General features: G+C 68.5%; 28 protein-coding genes. 1 reads left to right on the top strand and 27 read right to left on the bottom strand.

Features of this window, described 5'->3' with window-relative positions; genetic code table 11:
• Nucleotides 1–64 precede the first annotated feature (64 nt).
• A complete protein-coding gene (locus HPS36_RS08405) occupies nt 65–1195 on the bottom strand; it encodes a tRNA (guanine(26)-N(2))-dimethyltransferase (protein WP_173229775.1) in 1131 nt (376 codons plus the stop codon).
• Nucleotides 1196–1385: 190 nt separating this feature from the next.
• On the opposite strand from HPS36_RS08405, the gene HPS36_RS08400 reads away from it, so the two are divergent.
• Nucleotides 1386–2162, top strand: coding sequence for a hypothetical protein (locus HPS36_RS08400; protein WP_173229774.1), 777 nt, complete (start codon nt 1386–1388; stop codon nt 2160–2162).
• 105 nt (nt 2163–2267) lie between these two features.
• Here HPS36_RS08400 and HPS36_RS08395 read toward each other — a convergent pair whose 3' ends face one another.
• The 26 genes from HPS36_RS08395 to HPS36_RS08270 form a co-directional block, all read right to left on the bottom strand.
• The gene (locus HPS36_RS08395; RefSeq protein ID WP_173229772.1) at nt 2268–2975 is read right to left on the bottom strand and encodes a universal stress protein; all 708 of its coding nucleotides are present in this window, start codon (nt 2973–2975) and stop codon (nt 2268–2270) included.
• A gap of 111 nt (nt 2976–3086) precedes the next feature.
• A complete protein-coding gene (secY, locus tag HPS36_RS08390; RefSeq protein WP_173229770.1) occupies nt 3087–4568 on the bottom strand; it encodes a preprotein translocase subunit SecY in 1482 nt (493 codons plus the stop codon).
• A 1-nt stretch (nt 4569) separates the two neighbouring features.
• Nucleotides 4570–5067: an uL15m family ribosomal protein gene (locus HPS36_RS08385; RefSeq protein WP_121600043.1), complete on the bottom strand. Its 498-nt coding sequence runs from the start codon at nt 5065–5067 to the stop codon at nt 4570–4572.
• Nucleotides 5064–5528, bottom strand: a complete 465-nt coding sequence (locus HPS36_RS08380) for a 50S ribosomal protein L30 (protein WP_137716935.1) — start codon at nt 5526–5528, stop codon at nt 5064–5066. Before HPS36_RS08380 ends, HPS36_RS08385 begins: the two co-directional genes overlap by 4 nt.
• Nucleotides 5528–6175 (bottom strand): 30S ribosomal protein S5, encoded by a 648-nt coding sequence (locus HPS36_RS08375; RefSeq protein WP_006114456.1) that lies wholly within the window; start codon nt 6173–6175, stop codon nt 5528–5530. The genes HPS36_RS08380 and HPS36_RS08375 overlap by 1 nt, the downstream gene beginning before the upstream one ends.
• Nucleotides 6168–6725, bottom strand: a complete 558-nt coding sequence (locus HPS36_RS08370) for a 50S ribosomal protein L18 (protein ID WP_173229768.1) — start codon at nt 6723–6725, stop codon at nt 6168–6170. The genes HPS36_RS08375 and HPS36_RS08370 overlap by 8 nt, the downstream gene beginning before the upstream one ends.
• Entirely contained in the window at nt 6725–7186 is a 462-nt protein-coding gene (locus HPS36_RS08365) for a 50S ribosomal protein L19e (protein ID WP_053770527.1), read from the bottom strand. Before HPS36_RS08365 ends, HPS36_RS08370 begins: the two co-directional genes overlap by 1 nt.
• Nucleotides 7179–7889 (bottom strand): 50S ribosomal protein L32e, encoded by a 711-nt coding sequence (locus HPS36_RS08360; RefSeq protein WP_053770526.1) that lies wholly within the window; start codon nt 7887–7889, stop codon nt 7179–7181. Before HPS36_RS08360 ends, HPS36_RS08365 begins: the two co-directional genes overlap by 8 nt.
• Before the next feature lie 3 nt (nt 7890–7892).
• Nucleotides 7893–8426, bottom strand: a complete 534-nt coding sequence (locus HPS36_RS08355; RefSeq protein WP_053770525.1) for a 50S ribosomal protein L6 — start codon at nt 8424–8426, stop codon at nt 7893–7895.
• A 2-nt stretch (nt 8427–8428) separates the two neighbouring features.
• Nucleotides 8429–8821, bottom strand: coding sequence for a 30S ribosomal protein S8 (locus HPS36_RS08350; protein ID WP_004047215.1), 393 nt, complete (start codon nt 8819–8821; stop codon nt 8429–8431).
• A 2-nt stretch (nt 8822–8823) separates the two neighbouring features.
• Entirely contained in the window at nt 8824–8997 is a 174-nt protein-coding gene (locus HPS36_RS08345) for a 30S ribosomal protein S14 (RefSeq protein WP_004597423.1), read from the bottom strand.
• The gene (locus HPS36_RS08340; RefSeq protein WP_173229766.1) at nt 8994–9518 is read right to left on the bottom strand and encodes a 50S ribosomal protein L5; all 525 of its coding nucleotides are present in this window, start codon (nt 9516–9518) and stop codon (nt 8994–8996) included. Before HPS36_RS08340 ends, HPS36_RS08345 begins: the two co-directional genes overlap by 4 nt.
• Nucleotides 9511–10230: a 30S ribosomal protein S4e gene (locus HPS36_RS08335; protein WP_121563058.1), complete on the bottom strand. Its 720-nt coding sequence runs from the start codon at nt 10228–10230 to the stop codon at nt 9511–9513. The genes HPS36_RS08340 and HPS36_RS08335 overlap by 8 nt, the downstream gene beginning before the upstream one ends.
• Nucleotides 10227–10583, bottom strand: coding sequence for a 50S ribosomal protein L24 (gene rplX / locus HPS36_RS08330; RefSeq protein ID WP_173229764.1), 357 nt, complete (start codon nt 10581–10583; stop codon nt 10227–10229). Before rplX ends, HPS36_RS08335 begins: the two co-directional genes overlap by 4 nt.
• 2 nt (nt 10584–10585) lie before the next feature.
• On the bottom strand, nt 10586–10984 hold the full coding sequence (locus HPS36_RS08325) for a 50S ribosomal protein L14 (protein ID WP_004597429.1): 399 nt from the start codon (nt 10982–10984) through the stop codon (nt 10586–10588).
• Nucleotides 10984–11328, bottom strand: a complete 345-nt coding sequence (locus tag HPS36_RS08320) for a 30S ribosomal protein S17 (RefSeq protein WP_053770521.1) — start codon at nt 11326–11328, stop codon at nt 10984–10986. The genes HPS36_RS08325 and HPS36_RS08320 overlap by 1 nt, the downstream gene beginning before the upstream one ends.
• Nucleotides 11319–11777, bottom strand: coding sequence for a ribonuclease P protein component 1 (locus tag HPS36_RS08315; protein WP_173229762.1), 459 nt, complete (start codon nt 11775–11777; stop codon nt 11319–11321). Before HPS36_RS08315 ends, HPS36_RS08320 begins: the two co-directional genes overlap by 10 nt.
• A 1-nt stretch (nt 11778) precedes the next feature.
• Nucleotides 11779–11997, bottom strand: a complete 219-nt coding sequence (gene rpmC, locus HPS36_RS08310; RefSeq protein ID WP_121563060.1) for a 50S ribosomal protein L29 — start codon at nt 11995–11997, stop codon at nt 11779–11781.
• Entirely contained in the window at nt 11998–12942 is a 945-nt protein-coding gene (locus tag HPS36_RS08305) for a 30S ribosomal protein S3 (RefSeq protein ID WP_121563061.1), read from the bottom strand.
• On the bottom strand, nt 12942–13406 hold the full coding sequence (locus HPS36_RS08300) for a 50S ribosomal protein L22 (protein ID WP_121563062.1): 465 nt from the start codon (nt 13404–13406) through the stop codon (nt 12942–12944). Before HPS36_RS08300 ends, HPS36_RS08305 begins: the two co-directional genes overlap by 1 nt.
• A 3-nt stretch (nt 13407–13409) precedes the next feature.
• Nucleotides 13410–13835, bottom strand: coding sequence for a 30S ribosomal protein S19 (locus HPS36_RS08295; RefSeq protein WP_173229760.1), 426 nt, complete (start codon nt 13833–13835; stop codon nt 13410–13412).
• Nucleotides 13832–14554: a 50S ribosomal protein L2 gene (locus tag HPS36_RS08290; RefSeq protein ID WP_049897897.1), complete on the bottom strand. Its 723-nt coding sequence runs from the start codon at nt 14552–14554 to the stop codon at nt 13832–13834. The genes HPS36_RS08295 and HPS36_RS08290 overlap by 4 nt, the downstream gene beginning before the upstream one ends.
• 1 nt (nt 14555) lies before the next feature.
• Nucleotides 14556–14810, bottom strand: a complete 255-nt coding sequence (locus HPS36_RS08285; RefSeq protein ID WP_053770515.1) for a 50S ribosomal protein L23 — start codon at nt 14808–14810, stop codon at nt 14556–14558.
• Nucleotides 14807–15553, bottom strand: coding sequence for a 50S ribosomal protein L4 (gene rpl4p / locus HPS36_RS08280; protein ID WP_173229759.1), 747 nt, complete (start codon nt 15551–15553; stop codon nt 14807–14809). Before rpl4p ends, HPS36_RS08285 begins: the two co-directional genes overlap by 4 nt.
• Before the next feature lie 3 nt (nt 15554–15556).
• On the bottom strand, nt 15557–16573 hold the full coding sequence (locus HPS36_RS08275) for a 50S ribosomal protein L3 (RefSeq protein ID WP_053770513.1): 1017 nt from the start codon (nt 16571–16573) through the stop codon (nt 15557–15559).
• Nucleotides 16574–16577: 4 nt separating this feature from the next.
• On the bottom strand, nt 16578–17444 hold the full coding sequence (locus HPS36_RS08270) for a putative RNA uridine N3 methyltransferase (RefSeq protein WP_173229756.1): 867 nt from the start codon (nt 17442–17444) through the stop codon (nt 16578–16580).
• Nucleotides 17445–17505 lie beyond the last annotated feature (61 nt).

The raw sequence follows: 17505 nt of genomic DNA, 5'->3' as shown, positions 1-17505 counted from the left end.
CCGACCGCGACAAAAGCGAGAGGGTGGCGGCCGCGAGACGAGGCCCCCGCCGGGGGCGGCGCCGTCAGTCCGCGTCGTCGCCGAGGACCGCCTCGCGCATCTCGGGGATGGAGGCCGTGCTCTTGACCGCCGTGCCGCGGTAGTGCGCGCGGCTCGCCTCGTGGCCGGCCGCGCGCAGGCGCTCGACGAACTCGTCCATCCCGATGGCGGGCTCGCCCCACTGCTTGTACAGCCGGTGTTGGTCGTAGTGCGTGGGGGTGTCGAGCTCGCGCGCGACGGTGCCCAAGAGCTTGCGCGCGCGCTTCGCCTCGCCCATGTCGTCGGTCACCTCGCGGCGGACCGCGCGCGCGAAGTCGGGGTCGGCGACCGGCCCGAGCCAGATGGGGCCGGCCGTGAGGACGCGGTCGCCCCCGCACTCCGGGCAGGCGTCGACCGGGTCGGCGACGTGCCCCGGCGTCGCCGCGCGCCAGAGGCAGTCCTCGCAGTGGTCGACGTACCCGACGCCATCGAGGCAGTCGTCCGCCGCGCGGGCGCCCGACTCCAGTTCGAGGTAGGTCCGCGCGTAGTGCCGGGAGACGTGCGAGAGGATCGGCGTCGCCGCCTTGTCGTAGCGCGCGGCGGTCCGGACCAAGGCGGAGATCAGCGTCCGGAGCCCCATCTCCGGGTGGTAGTCGGTGTTCCGCGGGACGGCGCCGTACTTCCGGATGCCGCTGTTGAGGTGGGCGCCGCACAGCGGCGCGGTGTCGGTGGCGGTGACGCAGACCAGGTTGCGCCCGTTCGCGAACGCCGCGTCCGCGAAGGGGATCGGCGTGCCGTAGGGGTCGAGGTCGACGACGTCGAACGGCCCCTCGTCGTACAGCAGGGCGTTGACGTCGCGGTGGACCGCCTCGCCGTCGAGGTCGTTGGCGTCGAGGTTCGCGGCGGCGAGCTCGACCGCCTCATCGTCGACGTCGGCGCAGGTGACACGGTACCCCTCGGCGGCCGCGCGGACGCCCCGGATCCCCGAGGCGGCCATCGCGTCGAGGTACGAGGCCGCGCGCGGCTCGCGGTCGCGGTAGGCGCGCAGCGTCGCGACCGTCACGTCGCGGTTCAGCTCCTGGGTCGGGTTGAAGAAGACGCCGCCGCCGGTGCCCTCGCTGGCGCCGTCGCGGGCCTCCGGGACGGAGACGGTGAGTCCGCCCTCTTCGATGTCCATACCGTCGGTTCGGCCATCCGGGCTAAAAGCGCCCCGCTCCGGGAGCGGCGGACCGCCGAAGCGTCGAACGGCGCCCGGGGACGGAGACAATGAGTGGCTTTTACGCCGTCGGCGCGGAAGGTGACCGTATGAACGGAGACGCCACGCGGGGACGGCCCGCCGCAGTCGACGACGGAACGGAGGGGCGAGGATGGTGAGTCCGGCGCGGGTGGACGCGATAACCGACATCGCGTACGGCGCGCTGATCGTCCTGTCGATCGTGTTGATCGCGACGACGCAGATGAACAACGTGGCGATCGCGTTCGGGATCGGGGTGTTCGCCTCCTACGTGGTCCACGTCGTCTGGAAGATGGCGCGGTTCGACCCGGACTGGATGACCCGCGAGGTCGCGGACCAGGTCGGCAAGAAGGTCGAAGAGAGCGTCGGCGAGACCGTCGACAAGGAAGTCGAGAAGACCGTCGGCGAGACCGTCGAGAAGACCGTCGGCGAAACGGTCAACAAGGAGGTCGAAAAGACCGTGGGCGAAACGGTGAGCAAGGAAGTCGAGAAGACCGTCGAGGAGACCGTCGGCGAGAAGGTCGAGGAGACGGTGAGCAAAGAGGTCGAAAAGAGCGTCGGCGAGACCGTCAACAAGGAGGTCAGCGAGGTCGCCGACGACGTGAGCGACACCGTCAGCGAGGAGGTCACGGGGAAGGTCGAGGAGACCGTGGGGGAGACCGTCGAGAAGACCGTCGAGGAGAAGGTCGAGGAGACGGTCGGCGAGAAAGTCGAGGAAACCGTCGAAAAGACCGTCGAGGAAACGGTCGGCGAGAAAGTCGAAGAGACGGTCGGCGAGAAAGTCGAGGAAACCGTCGAAAAGACCGTCGAGGAGACTGTCGAGGAGACCGTCAGCGAGAAGATCGAAGCGGCGGACGAGGGGAGCGACGGCGAGGACGACGACGCGTCCGACCGGCGCGACGACGCGTAACGCCGCCCGGACGGCGACGCCCGTTCTCGGTACCGGGCGCCGTACTCACTCGGCGCTCCGCTGGCCTCAAACGATAGCGGCCGACCGCCCCCGCGCCGGACCGCGTCAGTAGTCGCGGTCGACGACGATGACCGGGTCGTCGGTCTCGTTGGCGATGCGGTCGGCGAGCGTGCCGAAGACGTGATCGCCGAGGGTTGACGCCGGCTCGTACATCACGACCGCGTCGTAGTCGGCCGCCACGCGGAGGATCTCCTCGTCGTGCTCGTCGCCCTCGACGACCAGCGTGTCGAGCGCGGCGGCGTCGAACCCGTCTTCGATCAGGCGGTCGCGCGTCTCGGAGACTATCTCCTCGCCGCGCTCGCGGGCCTCCTCGCCCTCGACGACGTGGAACAGGGTGATCCGCTGGGTCGAGTCCTCGCTCAACACGCGGATGAACCGCGGGAGCCGTTCGAACTCCGCCACGTCGGGGAGCGGCACGAGGATGCGCCGCACGCCGTCGGTCGGCGCGGGGTCGAGTTCGGCGGCGCACCCCTCGTCGGTCGCGACCTGCTGGATCGCGGCGGCCCGGTCCTTCCCGAACACCAGCCGCGTCCGGACGGACGCCCCCGCGTCGGCGAACGCGCCGGCGACCTCGTCGAGGGTCGCCCGCGCCGCCTCGCCGAACTGCTCGCGGGCGGAGCTGGCCGGCGTCTGCTCAGGGAGGGCGTAGTGCCCGAGCACCACGACGTCCAGCGACGAGAGGTCCTCGATGAGCACCGGCGACAGCGGCTCGGGGTCCGGGAGTTCGAGCGGCACGAGGATCGTGTCTGCCATGCCGCACGGTTGGTCGGCCGGGACAATAAACGCGGAGATCCCCGGTCGAACGGACGAACCGGCGGCTGGGAGGGGCGGTACTCGACGCGAAAAGGTGGATGTCGCGGGGCGCTACTCGTTACCGAACATCTGGCGCATCATCGGGTGCATCTCCATCAGCTGCTCTTCCGCGATCTCCTCGTACAGCTTGTACGTGATAGAGACCGCTAGCAGCAGCCCGGTTCCGGAGACCTGACCGATGGTGCCGAGCAGGTTCGCCATCACGGCGAGCAGCCCGACGAGGGCGCCGCCGATGACCGTCACCTGCGGGATGTACCGCTCCATGACCTTCTCGACGACCTGCGGGTTCCGGCGGAACCCGGGGATCTGCATCCCGGAGTTCTGGATCTGCTTCGCGGTCGCCTCCGGCCCCATGCCGGTGGTCTCGACCCAGAAGATCGCGAAGATGGCGCCGCCGACGATCATGAACGTCAGGTCGACGGCGAGCCGGACCGCGATCATCCACGGCTCCACGGAGGCCGGGATCTCGCCGAGGAACCACATCCACTGTCCGCGGCTCTGGATGGGGTTCAGGTAGTAGAACAGCCCGGAGATGGGCTGTCCGGCGTCGCTGTACTCGCCGAGGAACGCCGGCATCCCCGCCCACTGCGAGGAGAGGATCTGGCCGAGGAACTGGATGTTCGCCTGCAGCGCGCGAACGAGGATCATCGGCAGGACGGACGCGTAGATGAGCTTCACCGGGAAGCGTCCGCGGGCGCCCTTCACGCGGGCGTGCGACAGTGGGATCTCGACGCGGACCGACTCCGCGTACACGACGATCCCGAAGATGAACACCGTGGTGAAAAGCGCCAAGATGTTCCCGGGGTCGAAGAGGAGGTTCTGGAGCCCCTCGGCGGTGAACGGCGACATCGACACCGGTACGCTACCGAAGATGACGCCGTACCAGCTCGCGAAGAAGCCGGACGCGCCGAGCGCCGAGAAGCTGAAGAAGCCGCCGACGATCTGCTGGCTCACCGACGCGATGATGAACAGCCCGACGCCGGAGCCGACGCCCCACTTGCTCACGATCTCGTCCATGAACAGGATGAGGATGCCGCCGACGAAGATCTGCGCGAAGATCAGCAGCTGCACGCCGAACGTGCCGATGCCGAGCGCGCTCGCGACCGCGTCGTCGGCCGGGAGGAAGCTCCCGGTGAACACCATCGGCGCCGCCGTCAGCGCCGAGACGATGATCACGAGCAGCTTCTGGAGGCCCTGATAGAGGACCTGGTCACGCGGGTCGTTCTCCGTGTCGAGTCCGAGGAGGTTCGCACCGCCCAGCAGCTGGAGGACGATGGACGCCGTGACGATCGGTCCGATACCGACCTGCAACAGCGACCCGGACGATCCGGCCAGCACCGACCGGAACTGCCCGAAGAAGTCCGACCCCTGCCCGACCGCCAACCCGAACGGGTTGATGTTGGTCAGGAAGAAGTAGACGATCAGGATTCCGGCCGTCCACGTGAGCTTCCGCTTGAACGGGACGTGCCCCGCGGGCCGCTCCACGACGGGCATCCGCGAGAGCACCGGTTCGGCGGCCTCCTTCCAGCTCATGTTACGCCTCGTCGTTCTCGTCGTCGGAAGTGTTTTCCGGTTCGTCAGCGGGCTCTTCGGCGCGCTCGGAGAGCGTCGCCTCGCCGCCGGCCTCCTCGATGAGCTCGACCGCACCGGCCGTGAACGCGTCGGCCGTGACGCGGAGCTCGCGCCGGACCTGCCCGCCGCCGAGCACTTTCACGACGTCCGCCTCGTGGCCGTCCTCGACGACGTCGCGCGCGTCGAAGACGTACGCGTCGCCGTCCTCCTCGGCGAGGCCGTCCGCGGCGTACAGCGCCGCGTCCTCGTCGAGCTTCTGGACCTTCACTTCGAGGACCTCCGTCTGGGCGTCCTCGGGACGCTTGAACCCGTGCTTGCCGAGCGGGCCGTAGTTGTGGTACTCGTGTTTCGCGCGACCGGCCGCGCCGCGGCCGCCGCGGTGACCGGCGCCGCGCCGGTTCTTGTGCGTGCCGCCGCCGTGCGTGCGAGAGCCGCGCTGTCGTCGTTTCTTGCTCGTCATCGCATCGCCTCCAGGAGACTGTCGATCTCCTCGGTGGTGTGTTTCCCGAGCTCGCCGCCCTCGATCACGGGGTGTTTGATGCCCTCGTGACCGCCGCGGGGCGCGTGGAGCCGGAGCGTCGGCGAGAGGCCCTGCTCGCGCAGGGTCGTCTCCTCGTCGACGAGCGCTTCGGCCAGCGCCTCGAGGTCGGCGTAGTCGGTATTCGAATCGATCCACTCGTCGTCGACGTCGGCCGAGCCCTCGAGGGGCTCGCCGCGCCGCGCGATCGTTCGCGCGACGGCCTCGACGCTCGGTTCCCCGAACGCGACGACGTCGTTGACCTTCGTGATCATGCCGCGGTACGAGTCCGTCTCGGGGACGAACGTCGCGTGGTTGACGCGCCCGACGTTCAGCATGTCGAGCGTGTCCTCGACGCCGTAGTCCAGGTTGACGTCGCCGCGGAGCTGAACGATCGCCTGCATCACTCGCTCACCTCGTCGTAGTGGACTTCGCGCGCGTGCTGCGGGGTGCGGGACTGCGCCGCGTTCTCCAAGGCGTTGAACGTCGCCTTCGCGAGGTTCACCGTCGTTCGCGTGTTGCCGTCGGAGTTCGTCCAAGCGTCCTCGACGCCGGCGAGCTCCAAGATGTTGCGGACCGTCTCCGCGGCCGCGAGGCCCAGCCCCTGCGGGGCGGGCTTGATCTCGACGGTGACGGAGCCGGCCTTCCCCTTCGCCGTGCGGGTCAGGGAGTTGGTGCCGCCGGGCTGGTCCTCCCAGGACCCGGAGCCGCGGTCGACCGAGATGATGTTCAGCTTCGCGACGTCGATCGCCTTCTGGATCGCGCCGCCGACCTGGTCGTCGCGGGCCTGCGCGTAGCCGAGGTAGCCGTCGCGGTTGCCCACGGCGACGACGCAGCGGAACTTCACGCGGCGGCCGGAGTCGGTCATGCGCTGGACCATGTTGATGTCCAGCACCTCGTCTTCGAGCCCCGGGAGGAGCTGGTCGACGATCTCGGCCTCCTTCAGCGGAAGGCCGGACTCGAGCGCCTGTTCCATCGACGTGATGTCGCCGTCCTGTACCTTGCGGCCGAGTCGCGTCCGCGGTTCCCAGCCGTCGTTGTGTCTACTCATGGTCCTCCTGGATTGTCGCGAGCACGTCGTCGAAGTGCTCGGGTAGCTCGCTGGCGTCGAACTCGCCGCTGTACAGCGGCTCGTCGAGCTGCTCGGCGTAGTCGGCGATGTGTTCGCCGCGCGTGCGCGACCAGTCGGCCAGCACGTCGTCGTTGTGCGGGATATCGAGGCCCGCGTCGATCGCTCCTTCCTGTACCGCGAACGTCTTGTTGCCGGACGTCGCCGTGTTGAGCCCAATGTCGAGGACGGCCTCGTCGAGGCCGGCGTCGACGGCGCGGGCGCCCGCGAGGAAGCCGGTGAGGTACGCGCTGGGGAGGTTGCCCGTGGGGGCGTCCCAGCCGTACTCGCCGAGCTCCTCGCTGGAGGCGGCCGCGTGGGTCTCGTCGCCGTCGGGTCCGGGGGTCACCAGCTGCGCCCTGACGTGAGCGTTGCTCACCCGGGCGACCAGGCGAGGCTTGCCCGATTTCAGCAGGCGCAACCTCTGATGGTAATCCGTCCGGACCTCGCGGCGGCGCCGCATCGGCACCTTGTATCGTGGTCCTGTCGCCATTAGTCCGTCACCTCGTAACCGTACTGCGTCTCGATGAACGCCTCGAGACGGGCGACGTCCTCGAAGTCTCCCCCGCTCGCCTTGTTGTAGAGCGTGCGGTACTCGGAGGCGTCGAGCACGTCTTCCTCGTCGCGAAGCTCCTTGAGGCGGGCCCGCTGTGCGCGGATGCGCGCCTTCCAGTCGTCTTTCGTGTTCTGCCGCGCGCCGGAGCGCCCCTTGCGGGAGCCGGCGCCGGACTGATGTCCGTACGAGCGCTTGTCGGCGCGCTCGCGGGCGCGACCGCGCGAGTTCGTCTTCGCGTCCTTCGCGCGGATCGTTCCCTGGTCGATGAGCTCGCGGACGTCCTCGCGGGTGATAGCGTCCGCGATCTCCTCCTGTGCGTCGGGGTCGAGCCAGACGCGGCCCTTGCCGACGTCGAGCTCGTCCGCTGCGAGCCGTTTCTGCGCCTTCAGATCACTCATCGTTGACCTCCACTTCGACGTAGGTCGGGTTCAGCACGCGGATGCCGCGCTCCTCCGCCTCGTCTTCGATCAGTTCGCGCTTGCGACCGCCGACCTTCGAGGCGATCCGCACCGCCTGCGTGTCGCCGTCGACGCCCTCAAGATCGTCCGTGTTGTGAACGCGGACCTCCTCGAAGCCGCTCGGGTGCAGGTCGCGCGACGCCTTGGGCGAGCGGAAGCCGGCCTCGACGACCGGCCCCTTCGACTTCATGCGGCGGCGCTGCTTGGAGAGCCCGCCGCGCGGCTTGCGCCACGACGTCGGGATCCGCTTTTTCTTGTGGTAGTCCTGCCGGTTGAACTGCGGTTTCCCCTCGCGGTGCTTCTGCGCGAGCGCGCGAGCGGTCTCGTCGTCCAGTTCCGGCGTCTTGTCGGCGTGGCCGCGGGGGCGAAGCTCCGTCTCGACCGCCTCGGACTCCTCGGCCTCGTCGGCCGCCTCCTCCTCGTCGGTCTCGTCTTCGATCTCCGCGTCCGCCTCCTCGTCGACCTCCAGTCCGCCGACGTCGGCCTTGATACGCGCGGCGAGCGCGTTGCCGACGCCGTCGACCTCGGAGAGCTCCGACTGGGAGGCGGCCTTCACGTCCTCGACCGTCTCGTAGCCGGCCTCGCGAAGCGCGTCCGCCTTCGAGGGACCGACGCCGCTGATGTCTTCCAGTTCGTCTGCCATTGGTTAGGCACCTCCGGTGGGCTTCTCGACGATGTACACGCCGTCCTGGAAGACGCGCGTGTCCTTGTCGGTCACCTTCGTCAGCTGTTCGATGTCGGCGGCAGTCTGCCCGACGGCCTCCTTGTCGGAGCCCGTCAGCGTGACCGTCTCGCCGTCGACCTGTACGTCCGTGTCTCCGCGGATCGGGGTGCGCCGCGCGGCGCTCTCCCCGAGGAAGTTCTCGATGACGACCTCGTCGCCCTCCACGTTCACCTGCATCGGGAAGTGGGCGTAGTACACTTCCATCGCGTACTCCCAGCCCTCGGTGACGCCGTGGATCATGTTGGCGACGTGGCTCTCGAAGGTGCCGACCGTGGCGTTGGTCTTCGCGTCCTCGTTCTCGGTCGCGATGACCACCGCGCCGTCCTCGACGGACACGTCGACGTCGGGGTACCAGAGGCGTCGCGTGACGCTTCCGTTTGGCCCTTCGACGGTGAGTTCGAGGTGGTCGGTCTCGGCGGAGACGTCGTCCGGAATCTCGATTTCGACTCTGTTCATTGTTAGTAGACGTATGCGATCACTTGGCCGCCGATGCCCTCTTCGCGGGCCTCGTAGTGGCTCATGACGCCGTGGCTCGTCGTGACGATGAGCGTCCCGTAGTCACGGGCGGGGAGGTATCGCTTCTCCCACTTCTCGAACTCGTCTGCTCCCGCCGAGTAGCGGGGCTTGACGGCGCCACACTCGTTGATCGCGCCTTTCAGTTCGACCTCGAACTTCCCGGCCTTCCCGTCGTCGACGTACTCGAAGCCGTCGACGTACCCGCGGTCGTAGAGGACCTCGAGGACGGAGCCGATGATGTTCGAAGCGGGCTCTACCGTGTACGACAGGTGGCCAACGCTCTCGGCGTTGTCCATGCCGGCGAGCGCGTTGGTGAATGGATCGTTTCCCGTCATGATCAGCTGTACTTCTCGAATCCCATGTCTCGGGCGACCTCGCGGAAGCACTGGCGGCAGAGGTTGATGTCGTACTTGCCGACGAGTCCCTGCTCGCGGTCGCACCGCCGGCACGTGTGCCGGGAGTCGGTGCGCTTCGCGGCGTGCTCGCCCGTGTCGTTGTTCGCTTCGCTCATTCGCTTACCTCGACGTCGAAGTTCGTTTCGAGGAACGCGGCCGCGTCCTCGGCTGTCATCCGGTGGCGACCGGGGATGGTCCCCGTCGCCTTGTCGCGTTTCGAGACGCGGTAGCCGGGACGGACGATCGTCGTCGTCACGTCGAGGCCGTAGATCCCGGTGTTGGGATCGTACTCCTGGCTCGGGAAGTCGGTGTGGTCCTCGATCCCGAAGCTGAGGTTACCCGTGTCGTCGAACTGGCTCCGGCCGATCTCGACCAGGTCCAGCGCGGTCTCGAGGAACGCGTGCGCGTCCTCGCCCCGCAGCGTCACCTTCACGCCGATCGGGTCGCCCTTGCGGATCCCGAACTCGGCGATGGTGCGCTTCGAGGTGGTCCGGACCGACTGCTGGCCCGTGATCTCCTCGATGATCTGCTCGGCGTCGGCGAGGGGCTCACCGCCCTGCCCGACGCCCATGTGGACGACGACCTTCTCGAGGTACGGCTCGCGCATCTCGTGGTCGGCGCTCTCGGCTTCACTCATCCGAATCACCCGCCTCGTCGTCGTCCGTGAAGTTCTCGTCGATCACGACGACGTACTCCTCGATCGTCTCGTAGCCGCCGTCGTCGCTGGCGACCGTGACGGTGTTGTCGCCGGAGCCGAGCGTCACGTCGATGTCGTCGATCTCGCCGATCTGACCGGCGTGCTGGCCGGCGACGGCGGTGACGAGGGCGCCCTCCTCGTACTCGAAGTGGGCGACGATCTCCTTCGTCTCGTTGTCGACGACGATCGAGTCGTTCGTCTCGTAGTCCGCGTCGTCGTCGACGCGGACGTTCGTCCCGTCGTGGAGCGTCAGCTGGACGACCCCGCCGGGGACGACGGTCTTGTTCGTGATCTTCCCGAGCCGGCTGCCCGCGGCCTCCTCGTCGACGGGGGTCAGCGCGAGCCGACCGCCCTCGTCGGGGAAGACGCGGAAGAACTCCCCGCGCTCGGGGAACGCCAGGATGTCGAACATCCCGATCGGACGCTGCTCGTCCGAGATGGCGTCCCCGTTGACGAGGATCGAGTCGTTGTTCAGCGCGTAGCGCGCCTCCTTCGTCGAGTCGACGTAGCCGAGCACGTCCCGCAGCAGGACGACGAGGGGAACGCCCGCCTCGCCGTGCGGGCCCGCGCCCGCCTTCACCGTGAACGTGTCCGTCTTGCGCTCGACCGGCCAGGAGTTCGGTACTGACAGTCGCTTCTGGTGTCGCGTCATTCGTTGTCCTCCTGGAGCCGCGCCTCGCGGCGCTCGTCTTCGAGGTCCAGTTCGGTCACCCGGACGTTACTCGCCGGGATGGGGCGGGGAACCTCCTCCCCGTCCGCCTTCTCGACGGTGACGTCCTCGACCGTGATCCGCTCGGCGGACAGGTCGACGGAGACGACCTCCGCCTCCGTGCGGGCCGCGTCGCCGCGAAGCACCTCGACGGTGTCGCCGGCGTTGACGCGGACGTTCCGCTGTCCGTACTCGTCGCGGAGATCCTCGGTGAGGGTGGCCCGGACCTGGTTCTGCCGCTCGTGGAGCGGCGCGGTCTCCGACCGTTTTCGTTGTTTGCGTGGCTGGTTCGTCATAGTTAGACGATCATCGTCGCGGTCGAGGCGATGCTCCCGAATCGTTCGGCGACCTCGCGGGCGACGGGGCCTTTGATCTCCGTGCCCCGCGGCTCCTCGAGGTCGTCGATGATGACGGCCGCGTTGTCCTCGAACTTCACGCGCGTGCCGTCCGGACGGCGGATCGGCTTGCGCTGGCGGACGACGACCGCCTCCAGCACCTGCCGCCGCATCTCCGGCGTCCCTTTCGTGACCGAGACGGTCACCTTGTCGCCGATCCCCGCCTTCGGGTGGCGGTTCTTCGTGCCGGAGTAGCCCGACACGGAGATGACCTTGAGCTCACGGGCGCCGGTGTTGTCGGCGCACGTGATCAGCGAGCCCTTCGAGAGCCCCTGCGTGACGTCGGCCTTGAGCGCCTCCATCACTGATCACCCGACAGGATCTCGACGACGACGTGGGACTTCGTCTTCGAGAGCGGTCGCGTCTCCGCGATTTTCACTTCGTCACCGACTTCGAGCGAGTCGAGCACGCCCGGCACGTGGGCCGGGATGCGCGAGCGACGCTTCATGTACCGGTCGTATTTCGGTACGAACACGTCGTACTCTCGCTCGACGATGACGGTCTTTTCCATATCCGTCGACACGACCGTCCCCTCGCGGGTCTGGCCGCGGACGGAGAGCTGCCCGTAGAACGGGCACTTCTCGTAGTCGTAATCCTCCGGGTTGTCTGGCTCCGGAGGCGTGGGTACGTCGATTCCTATCGCCATTGTGTGGCACCTCGTTCGGTGCGTTCGGCGGGCCGATGTCGCAACCGATCGCCATCCACCGTCGCGTAGACCGCGTCTTTGCACTCGCCTCGTGGGCTCGCCGGGCCCGCGCCGTCACCGTCGACGGCGCTTTCGGACCCGGACGGGCCAGACTGACGGGGGCGGACCCCCGTAGTATCCGACCCGAGTTGGGACGCGGACCCCGGCGACCCTCCGTCGCCGGCGGCTTCATCTGTGCGAGCGGTCGGCGTCTCGACGACGCCGAACTCGAACGTCGCGCCCGACTTGGGCACGCGCTTGTCCCCCGACCCCGTCCGGACCACGAGGGTGCCGAACGTCTCGTCGAGCACGCGACCCGCGACGCCCGCATGGGCGTCGCTGTCGGCGTCGACCACCCGAACCGGGAGGCCGACGAGTTCGTGTCGAACGAGCGTGTCGGGGGAGATCATCTTACTGTTCCTCGTCGTCGAAGTCGCCTTCTTCCGCCTGGATCGTCTTGATCCGCGCGATGGTCTTCTTCAGCTCGTTGACGCGGCCCGGGCTCTCCGGCATGCCGCCGGCCGCCCGCTGCGCCTTCGAGTTGAGCAGCTCGGTCTCGAGCTCCTCGAGTTCGACCTGCCGCTCCGCCGCGGTCATGTCGCGGATCTCGTCGGTGTAGAGGATCGCCATCTATTCGTCCTCCTCGTCTTCTTCGTCGGCCGCCTCCATCTCCGCGACGAGGTCGGCCGCCTCGGACTCGATCTCTTCGTCGAGGTCGTCGAGCTCGTCGGCGTCGACGTCCTCGTCGACCGGTTCCTCCGCGGCGACGTCGGTCGCCTCGGCGGCCGTCTCCTGCGTCTCCTCGACGACCTCCTCGACGACCTCCTCGTCGATGACCTCCGCGGGGTCCTCGTCGGGGACGTCAACGTCGTCGTCGCCGCCCACGTCCGGAACCTCGTCGGGGTCCTCTTCGAGGAGCGACTCGACGCCCTCGTCGGCGTCGGCGTCGACCGCCGCCTGCTCGACCTCCGGGACCTCCGCGTCCTCGCGGACTTGGAAGTCGTCCGGGAGCGTCGCGCCCGGCGGGATGATCTTGACGTTGACGCCGATCGTCCCGAGCTTCATGACGGCGACGCCCTGGCCGTGGTCGACGACCTCCTCTGCGGGCTCGCCGTTGTGCTTGATGTAGCCGCGGTTGAACTTCTCGACGCGCGACCGCGCGCCGGTGACCTTCCCGGACAGGACGATCTCGGCGCCCAGCGCGCCCGCGTCCATGATGCGGTCGATCGTCGTGTGACCGGCCTTCCGGAAGTACCAGCCGCGTTCGAGGGCGTTCGCGAGACGGTCCGCGACGATCTGGGCGTTCAGGTCGGGCTCGTCGACCTCCTGAACGTCGATCTGCGGGTCGTCCATGTCGAAGCGCTCCTCGAGCTCGGTGGTGATCTTGCGGATGTTCTTCCCGCCCTTCCCGATCACCATGCCGGGCTTTTCGGCCTTCAGGACGATCTGCGTGCCCATCGGCGTCTGTGCGACGTCCATGCCGCCGTAGCCGGCGCGGCCGAGCTCGTCCGCGAAGAACTCGTTGATCTGGGAACGGCGAAGGCCGTCCTCGATGAATTGGTGTTCGTCAGCCATTAGTTGTCAGCCTCCGGCTCCTCGATGATCAGTTCGACGTCCGCGAGGGTGGTGTTCCACTCCGTCGCGCCCGCGGCGCGGGGGTTCCGGCCGGGTCGCTCGCCGACCTTGTGGGGGGCGACGTGTTTGATGACCATCGCCTCGCCGTCGAACCCCTGCTCGTCGGCGTTGTTCTTGACGTTCTCCAAGAGCTTGAGGAAGTCCTTGGCGGCCTTCTCGGGGTACCGTCCCGCGTCCCAGCCGTCGATGTCGGAGCGGTGTCCCGCGCCGGCGTTGTGCTGGCGCATCGGGACGGACGACTCCTCGTCGATGACCTCCTGGAGGAACTCCTCCGCGTCGGCGACCGTTTCGCCTTTGATCTCTCGGGAGATCTCCTTGCTGTCCTTCACGCTGATGGGCCGGTCGCGGAGCATCCCCTTGGCGGTGGTCTCCGGGTCGGCCTCGACGCTGTAGTTGATTCCCATGGGTTACTTGAGGGGCACGAACTTCGAGGACCGGGTCGCGCCGATGCCGGCCTGACCGTGTTCGACGGTGCTTCGGGTGAGGTGGAACTCACCGAGGTAGTGCCCGATCATCTCGGGTTCGACCTGAACGCGCTCGAAGCTGTGTCCGTTGTACACGGCGAAGGTGACGCCGACGAACTCCGGCAGCACCGGCATGTCGCGCAGGTGCGTCCGGATCGGGTCGTCCGCCGTCGTCTCCTTGTCGCGGCTCCGGACCGTCTCCAGCAGCTTCTGCTGTTCGGTGCTGAGACCGCGAACGATGCTTCGCCGCTGGCGTGCGGGGAGCAGTTCCGCGACCTCCTCTACGTTCATCTCCTGCAGCTCGTCGAGCGAGTGACCGCGGTAGGCGAACTCCTTGCCCTCGCGGCCGGTTCGGTAGTCTGAACTCATTTGTTGCCACCTCGTCCGGTGCGCTTGGATGCGATGTCACCGACCTTGCGTCCCGGCGGGGCGTCCCGCGAGACGGACTTCGGCTGGCCGGGGTGTTGGCGACCACCGCCACCGAAGGGGTGGTCGACGGCGTTCATCGCGACGCCGCGCACGCGCGGGTATTTGGTGCCGCGCGCTTTCATCTTGTGGTGCTTGTTGCCGGCCTTGACGAAGGGCTTCTCCGTCCGGCCGCCGCCCGCGACCACGCCGATCGTGGCGCGGCACTGGGGGTCGAGCCGCTTCACTTCGCCGCTGGGGAGCTGGACGACCGCGACGTCGCGGTCGTGGGTGAGAAGCGTCGCCGACACGCCGGAGGCGCGCGCGAACTTCCCGCCGTCCCCGCGGTTGCTCTCGACGTTACACACGGGCACGCCCTCGGGGATCTCCGCCAGCGGGAGCGTGTTGCCCGGCTTGATCTCCGCCGAGACGCCGACCTGGATCGTCTCGCCGACGCGCACGCCTTCCGGCGCGAGCACGAGGCGACGGTCGTCGTCCTCGAACTCGACCTCCGCGAGGGGGGCCGAGCGGGCCGGGTCGTGTTCGATCCCGACGATCTCGCCGGTGATCGTGTCCACGTCTTCGAGCTTCTTGTGCGACAGTTCCGCCTTGTAACGGTGCGAGGGGGCCCGGAACGTCGGGCCGCCGCGTCCGCGCCGTTGTCCTTGGATTCGTCGTCCCATCTCAGAACACCCCGATGCGCGAGGCGATTTCGGTCGCGTCGTCGTCCTCCGACAGGGTGACGATCGCCTTCTTCTCGCCCTGCGGCGTCACCTGCGTGTTGACGTTCGCGACGCCCACGTCGTAGCGCTCGGCGACCTCGGAGGTGATCTCCGGCTTGGTCGCGTCGACGTCGACGAGGAACAGCAGCTTGTTGTTGAAGTCCATCTCGTTCATCGCCTGCTCGGTGACGATCGGATGCTCGATGATCGAGTTCATCGGTCGGCCACCTCCGCGACGGCGCTTTCGGTCCACAGCGTGAGTCGGCCCGGGTGCGCGCCCGGCGCGAGGTCCTCGGCGTTGACCTCGCGGGCGGTCGCGACGTCGACGCCCGCGAGGTTGCGGGCGGCGCGGGACGGCTCCTCGCTGGTGACCACGAGGACGGACTTCGGCTGGCGGTACTTGCGGCCGCGGGCCTTCCCCTGTCCGGCGCGGACGGAGCGGCCCTCCTCGGCGCGCTCGATGTCGGCGTCGACGCCGACGGCCTCGAGGACGCCCAGGGCCTCCTGGGTCTTCTTCAGGTCCTCGAACTCGTCGCTCACGACGAGCGGGAGGTCGAGGTCCTCGTCGAACGCGTGACCGCGCTCGGCGACGAGCTCGGCGTCGGTCGTGGCCGCGATGGCCGACCGGATCGCGAGCTGTCGCTCCTTGTCGTTCAGTTGCTTCGACTGGTCCTTCTCGGCCTTCGGCGGGTGCGCGGCGCGGCCCGACACGGCGTGCGGGACGCGGCGGGCGACGTTCTCCTGTCGCGGCACGTGCGCGAGCCCGCGGCCGGAGCCGAACGACTCGGCGGGCGTCCGCAGCCCGGCGAACTCGTCTGCCCCGTAGGCCTGCTTCCGGTTTGCCTGGGCGGCGCCGACCGCGCGACCGATGAGATCCGGTCGGAACGCGGTCTCGAAGACGGCTGGCAGCTCGATGCTGCCCGCCTCGTCGCCGTCCAGGTTGTGTACTGTTGCGTTCATTGGTTATCCCTGGTTGGATTCGGTGGAAACGTACCGGACCTCGGGGTCGAGGCGCGGCTGGTCGTTCGGCCGGATGGCCGGGCGGAACCGCAGCAGACGCTGGTCCGGTCCGGGCAGCGAGCCCTTGATGAGCGCGTACTCGCCGTCGACCTCGCCGTAGTTGACGAAGCCGCCGTCGACGGAGGCGTCCGACCCCTCGCCGAAGTCGATGAGGCGCTTGTTGAGCTCGGTGCGCTGGTGGTAGCCGGTCTGGCCCTGCTGGGGCACGGTGGAGCGGACGCGGGAGGGGTTCCACGGACCGAGGTTGCCGATCCGGCGCCGCCATCCCTGGCGGGCGTGTTTGCCCTTCCGCTTTTGAACGCCCCAGCGCTTGACGGGACCCTGCGTCCCCTTCCCCTTCGTGATGCCGGAGACGTCGGTGTACTGGCCGGCACGGAAGACGTCGCCGAACTCGTGGGCGCCGCCCTCGGCGACCAGGTCCAGCGCGAAGTCGGCGCGCTCCTCGAGGGAGCCGCCGCCGACGCGCGTCTCCATGACGTCGGGCTTCTTCTTGGGGACGTTCGAGAGCTCCGAGGGCGCCGTGTGCGTGATGACGCGCACGTCGTCGACGACGCCGTCGTCGAGCAGCGCGCGCAGCTCGTCGGCGTCCTCCTCGAAGGTGTCTTCCGCCGGCAGGTCGAGCGCGCGGTCGAGCTCCTCGTGGAACTCGGTCGCCCAGACCTCTTCGACCGGCTTCTGTCCGTACGGCGTGTCCTCGTAGGCTCGGACTGCGACGGCGTACATCGGCGGCGTCTCGACGACGGTGACGGGGACTGCCTCCTCCATCCCCTCACGCGGCGAGTTCGCCTCGTCGTTGACCATCATGACGTGGGTCATCCCGGCCTTGTAGCCGGCGAATCCCTGCAGCGCAGGGGCCCCGTCGTCGTCTGGCCACGAACGGATGCGCGGCACCTCGCTGTCTGCGCGGGTGCGCGGGCCGTAGCCCAGCGAGCCTTTTCGTGGTCGGCTTGGTTGTGGCATGTGTTTACTCCGTGAGTGTGAGCGAGCCGAGGGTCGCGAACAGAGCCTCCTCCGTCCGGACGACCTCGCTCGCTTGTGCCGGGATCGTGTTCAGCCAGAGGTCGAACCCCGGATCGGGTTCGACCGAGCGGCCGTCGGCGACGGCCGCCCGAATGCGGTCGGGCGAAAGCCCGAGCATCTCCGGAAGCCCCCGCTCGGGCGCGCCGAAGGCGACGGTGTAACCGCCGGCCTTTCGCGCGTCCGAGACGAGGTCGCCGAGCCGCGAGACGGAGAGTTCCTCCCCGTGTCGCGACGTCGCGACGGCCAGTCCGTCGCCGGCGAGCGCTTCCGACAGGTCCGCGGCCACGACCTGGAAGCCGACCTCCGGCTTCTCGGTGATGCGGGCGCGGACCGGTTCTCTCGAAGAGACCCTGATGGTGACGCGCTCCCCCCGCTCGACCTCCATTCCGGAGGGCACGAGCAGGGAGATCGGGTGTTCCCGCAGCGGGGAATTGACCCGGACGCGGCCTTCAGGTCCGACCTCGGTCACGAGTCCCTGTGTTTTCGACTCTTCCCCGCTAGGGGTCGAGCCGGTCCGCCACGGCACGCGGAGCGGGGGTAACACGCCGACGTACCGGAGCTCGTCGCGTTGCCCCCAGAGGTCCTTCCGGAGCTCCGGCGGCGTCGCGGCGTACCCCAGCACGGTGCGGACGTACTCCCCGCCCCGTCGACCCTCCCCTTCCCTGTCGGGGAAGACGGCGAGCCGATCCGCCCGGAACACCGCCGCCGCACGGGCGACGTAGCCGAGTTTGCGAGTCGCCTCGCGGTCGTCCTCGGCCTCCCGGACGAGCGAAGACGGAACACATATCGTGAGCCCGTCTTCGGTACGCATCGTGGCGAGACTGTACCCCTCGATTTCAGACGGCACCGTAAAAGGATAGCGGTCCCGATTT

It is taken from the genome of Halorubrum salinarum, from assembly GCF_013267195.1.
Classification (GTDB): domain Archaea; phylum Halobacteriota; class Halobacteria; order Halobacteriales; family Haloferacaceae; genus Halorubrum; species Halorubrum salinarum.
The sequence above is the reverse complement of the archived record's forward strand: the minus strand, read 5'-3'. Positions and strand labels throughout refer to the sequence as shown.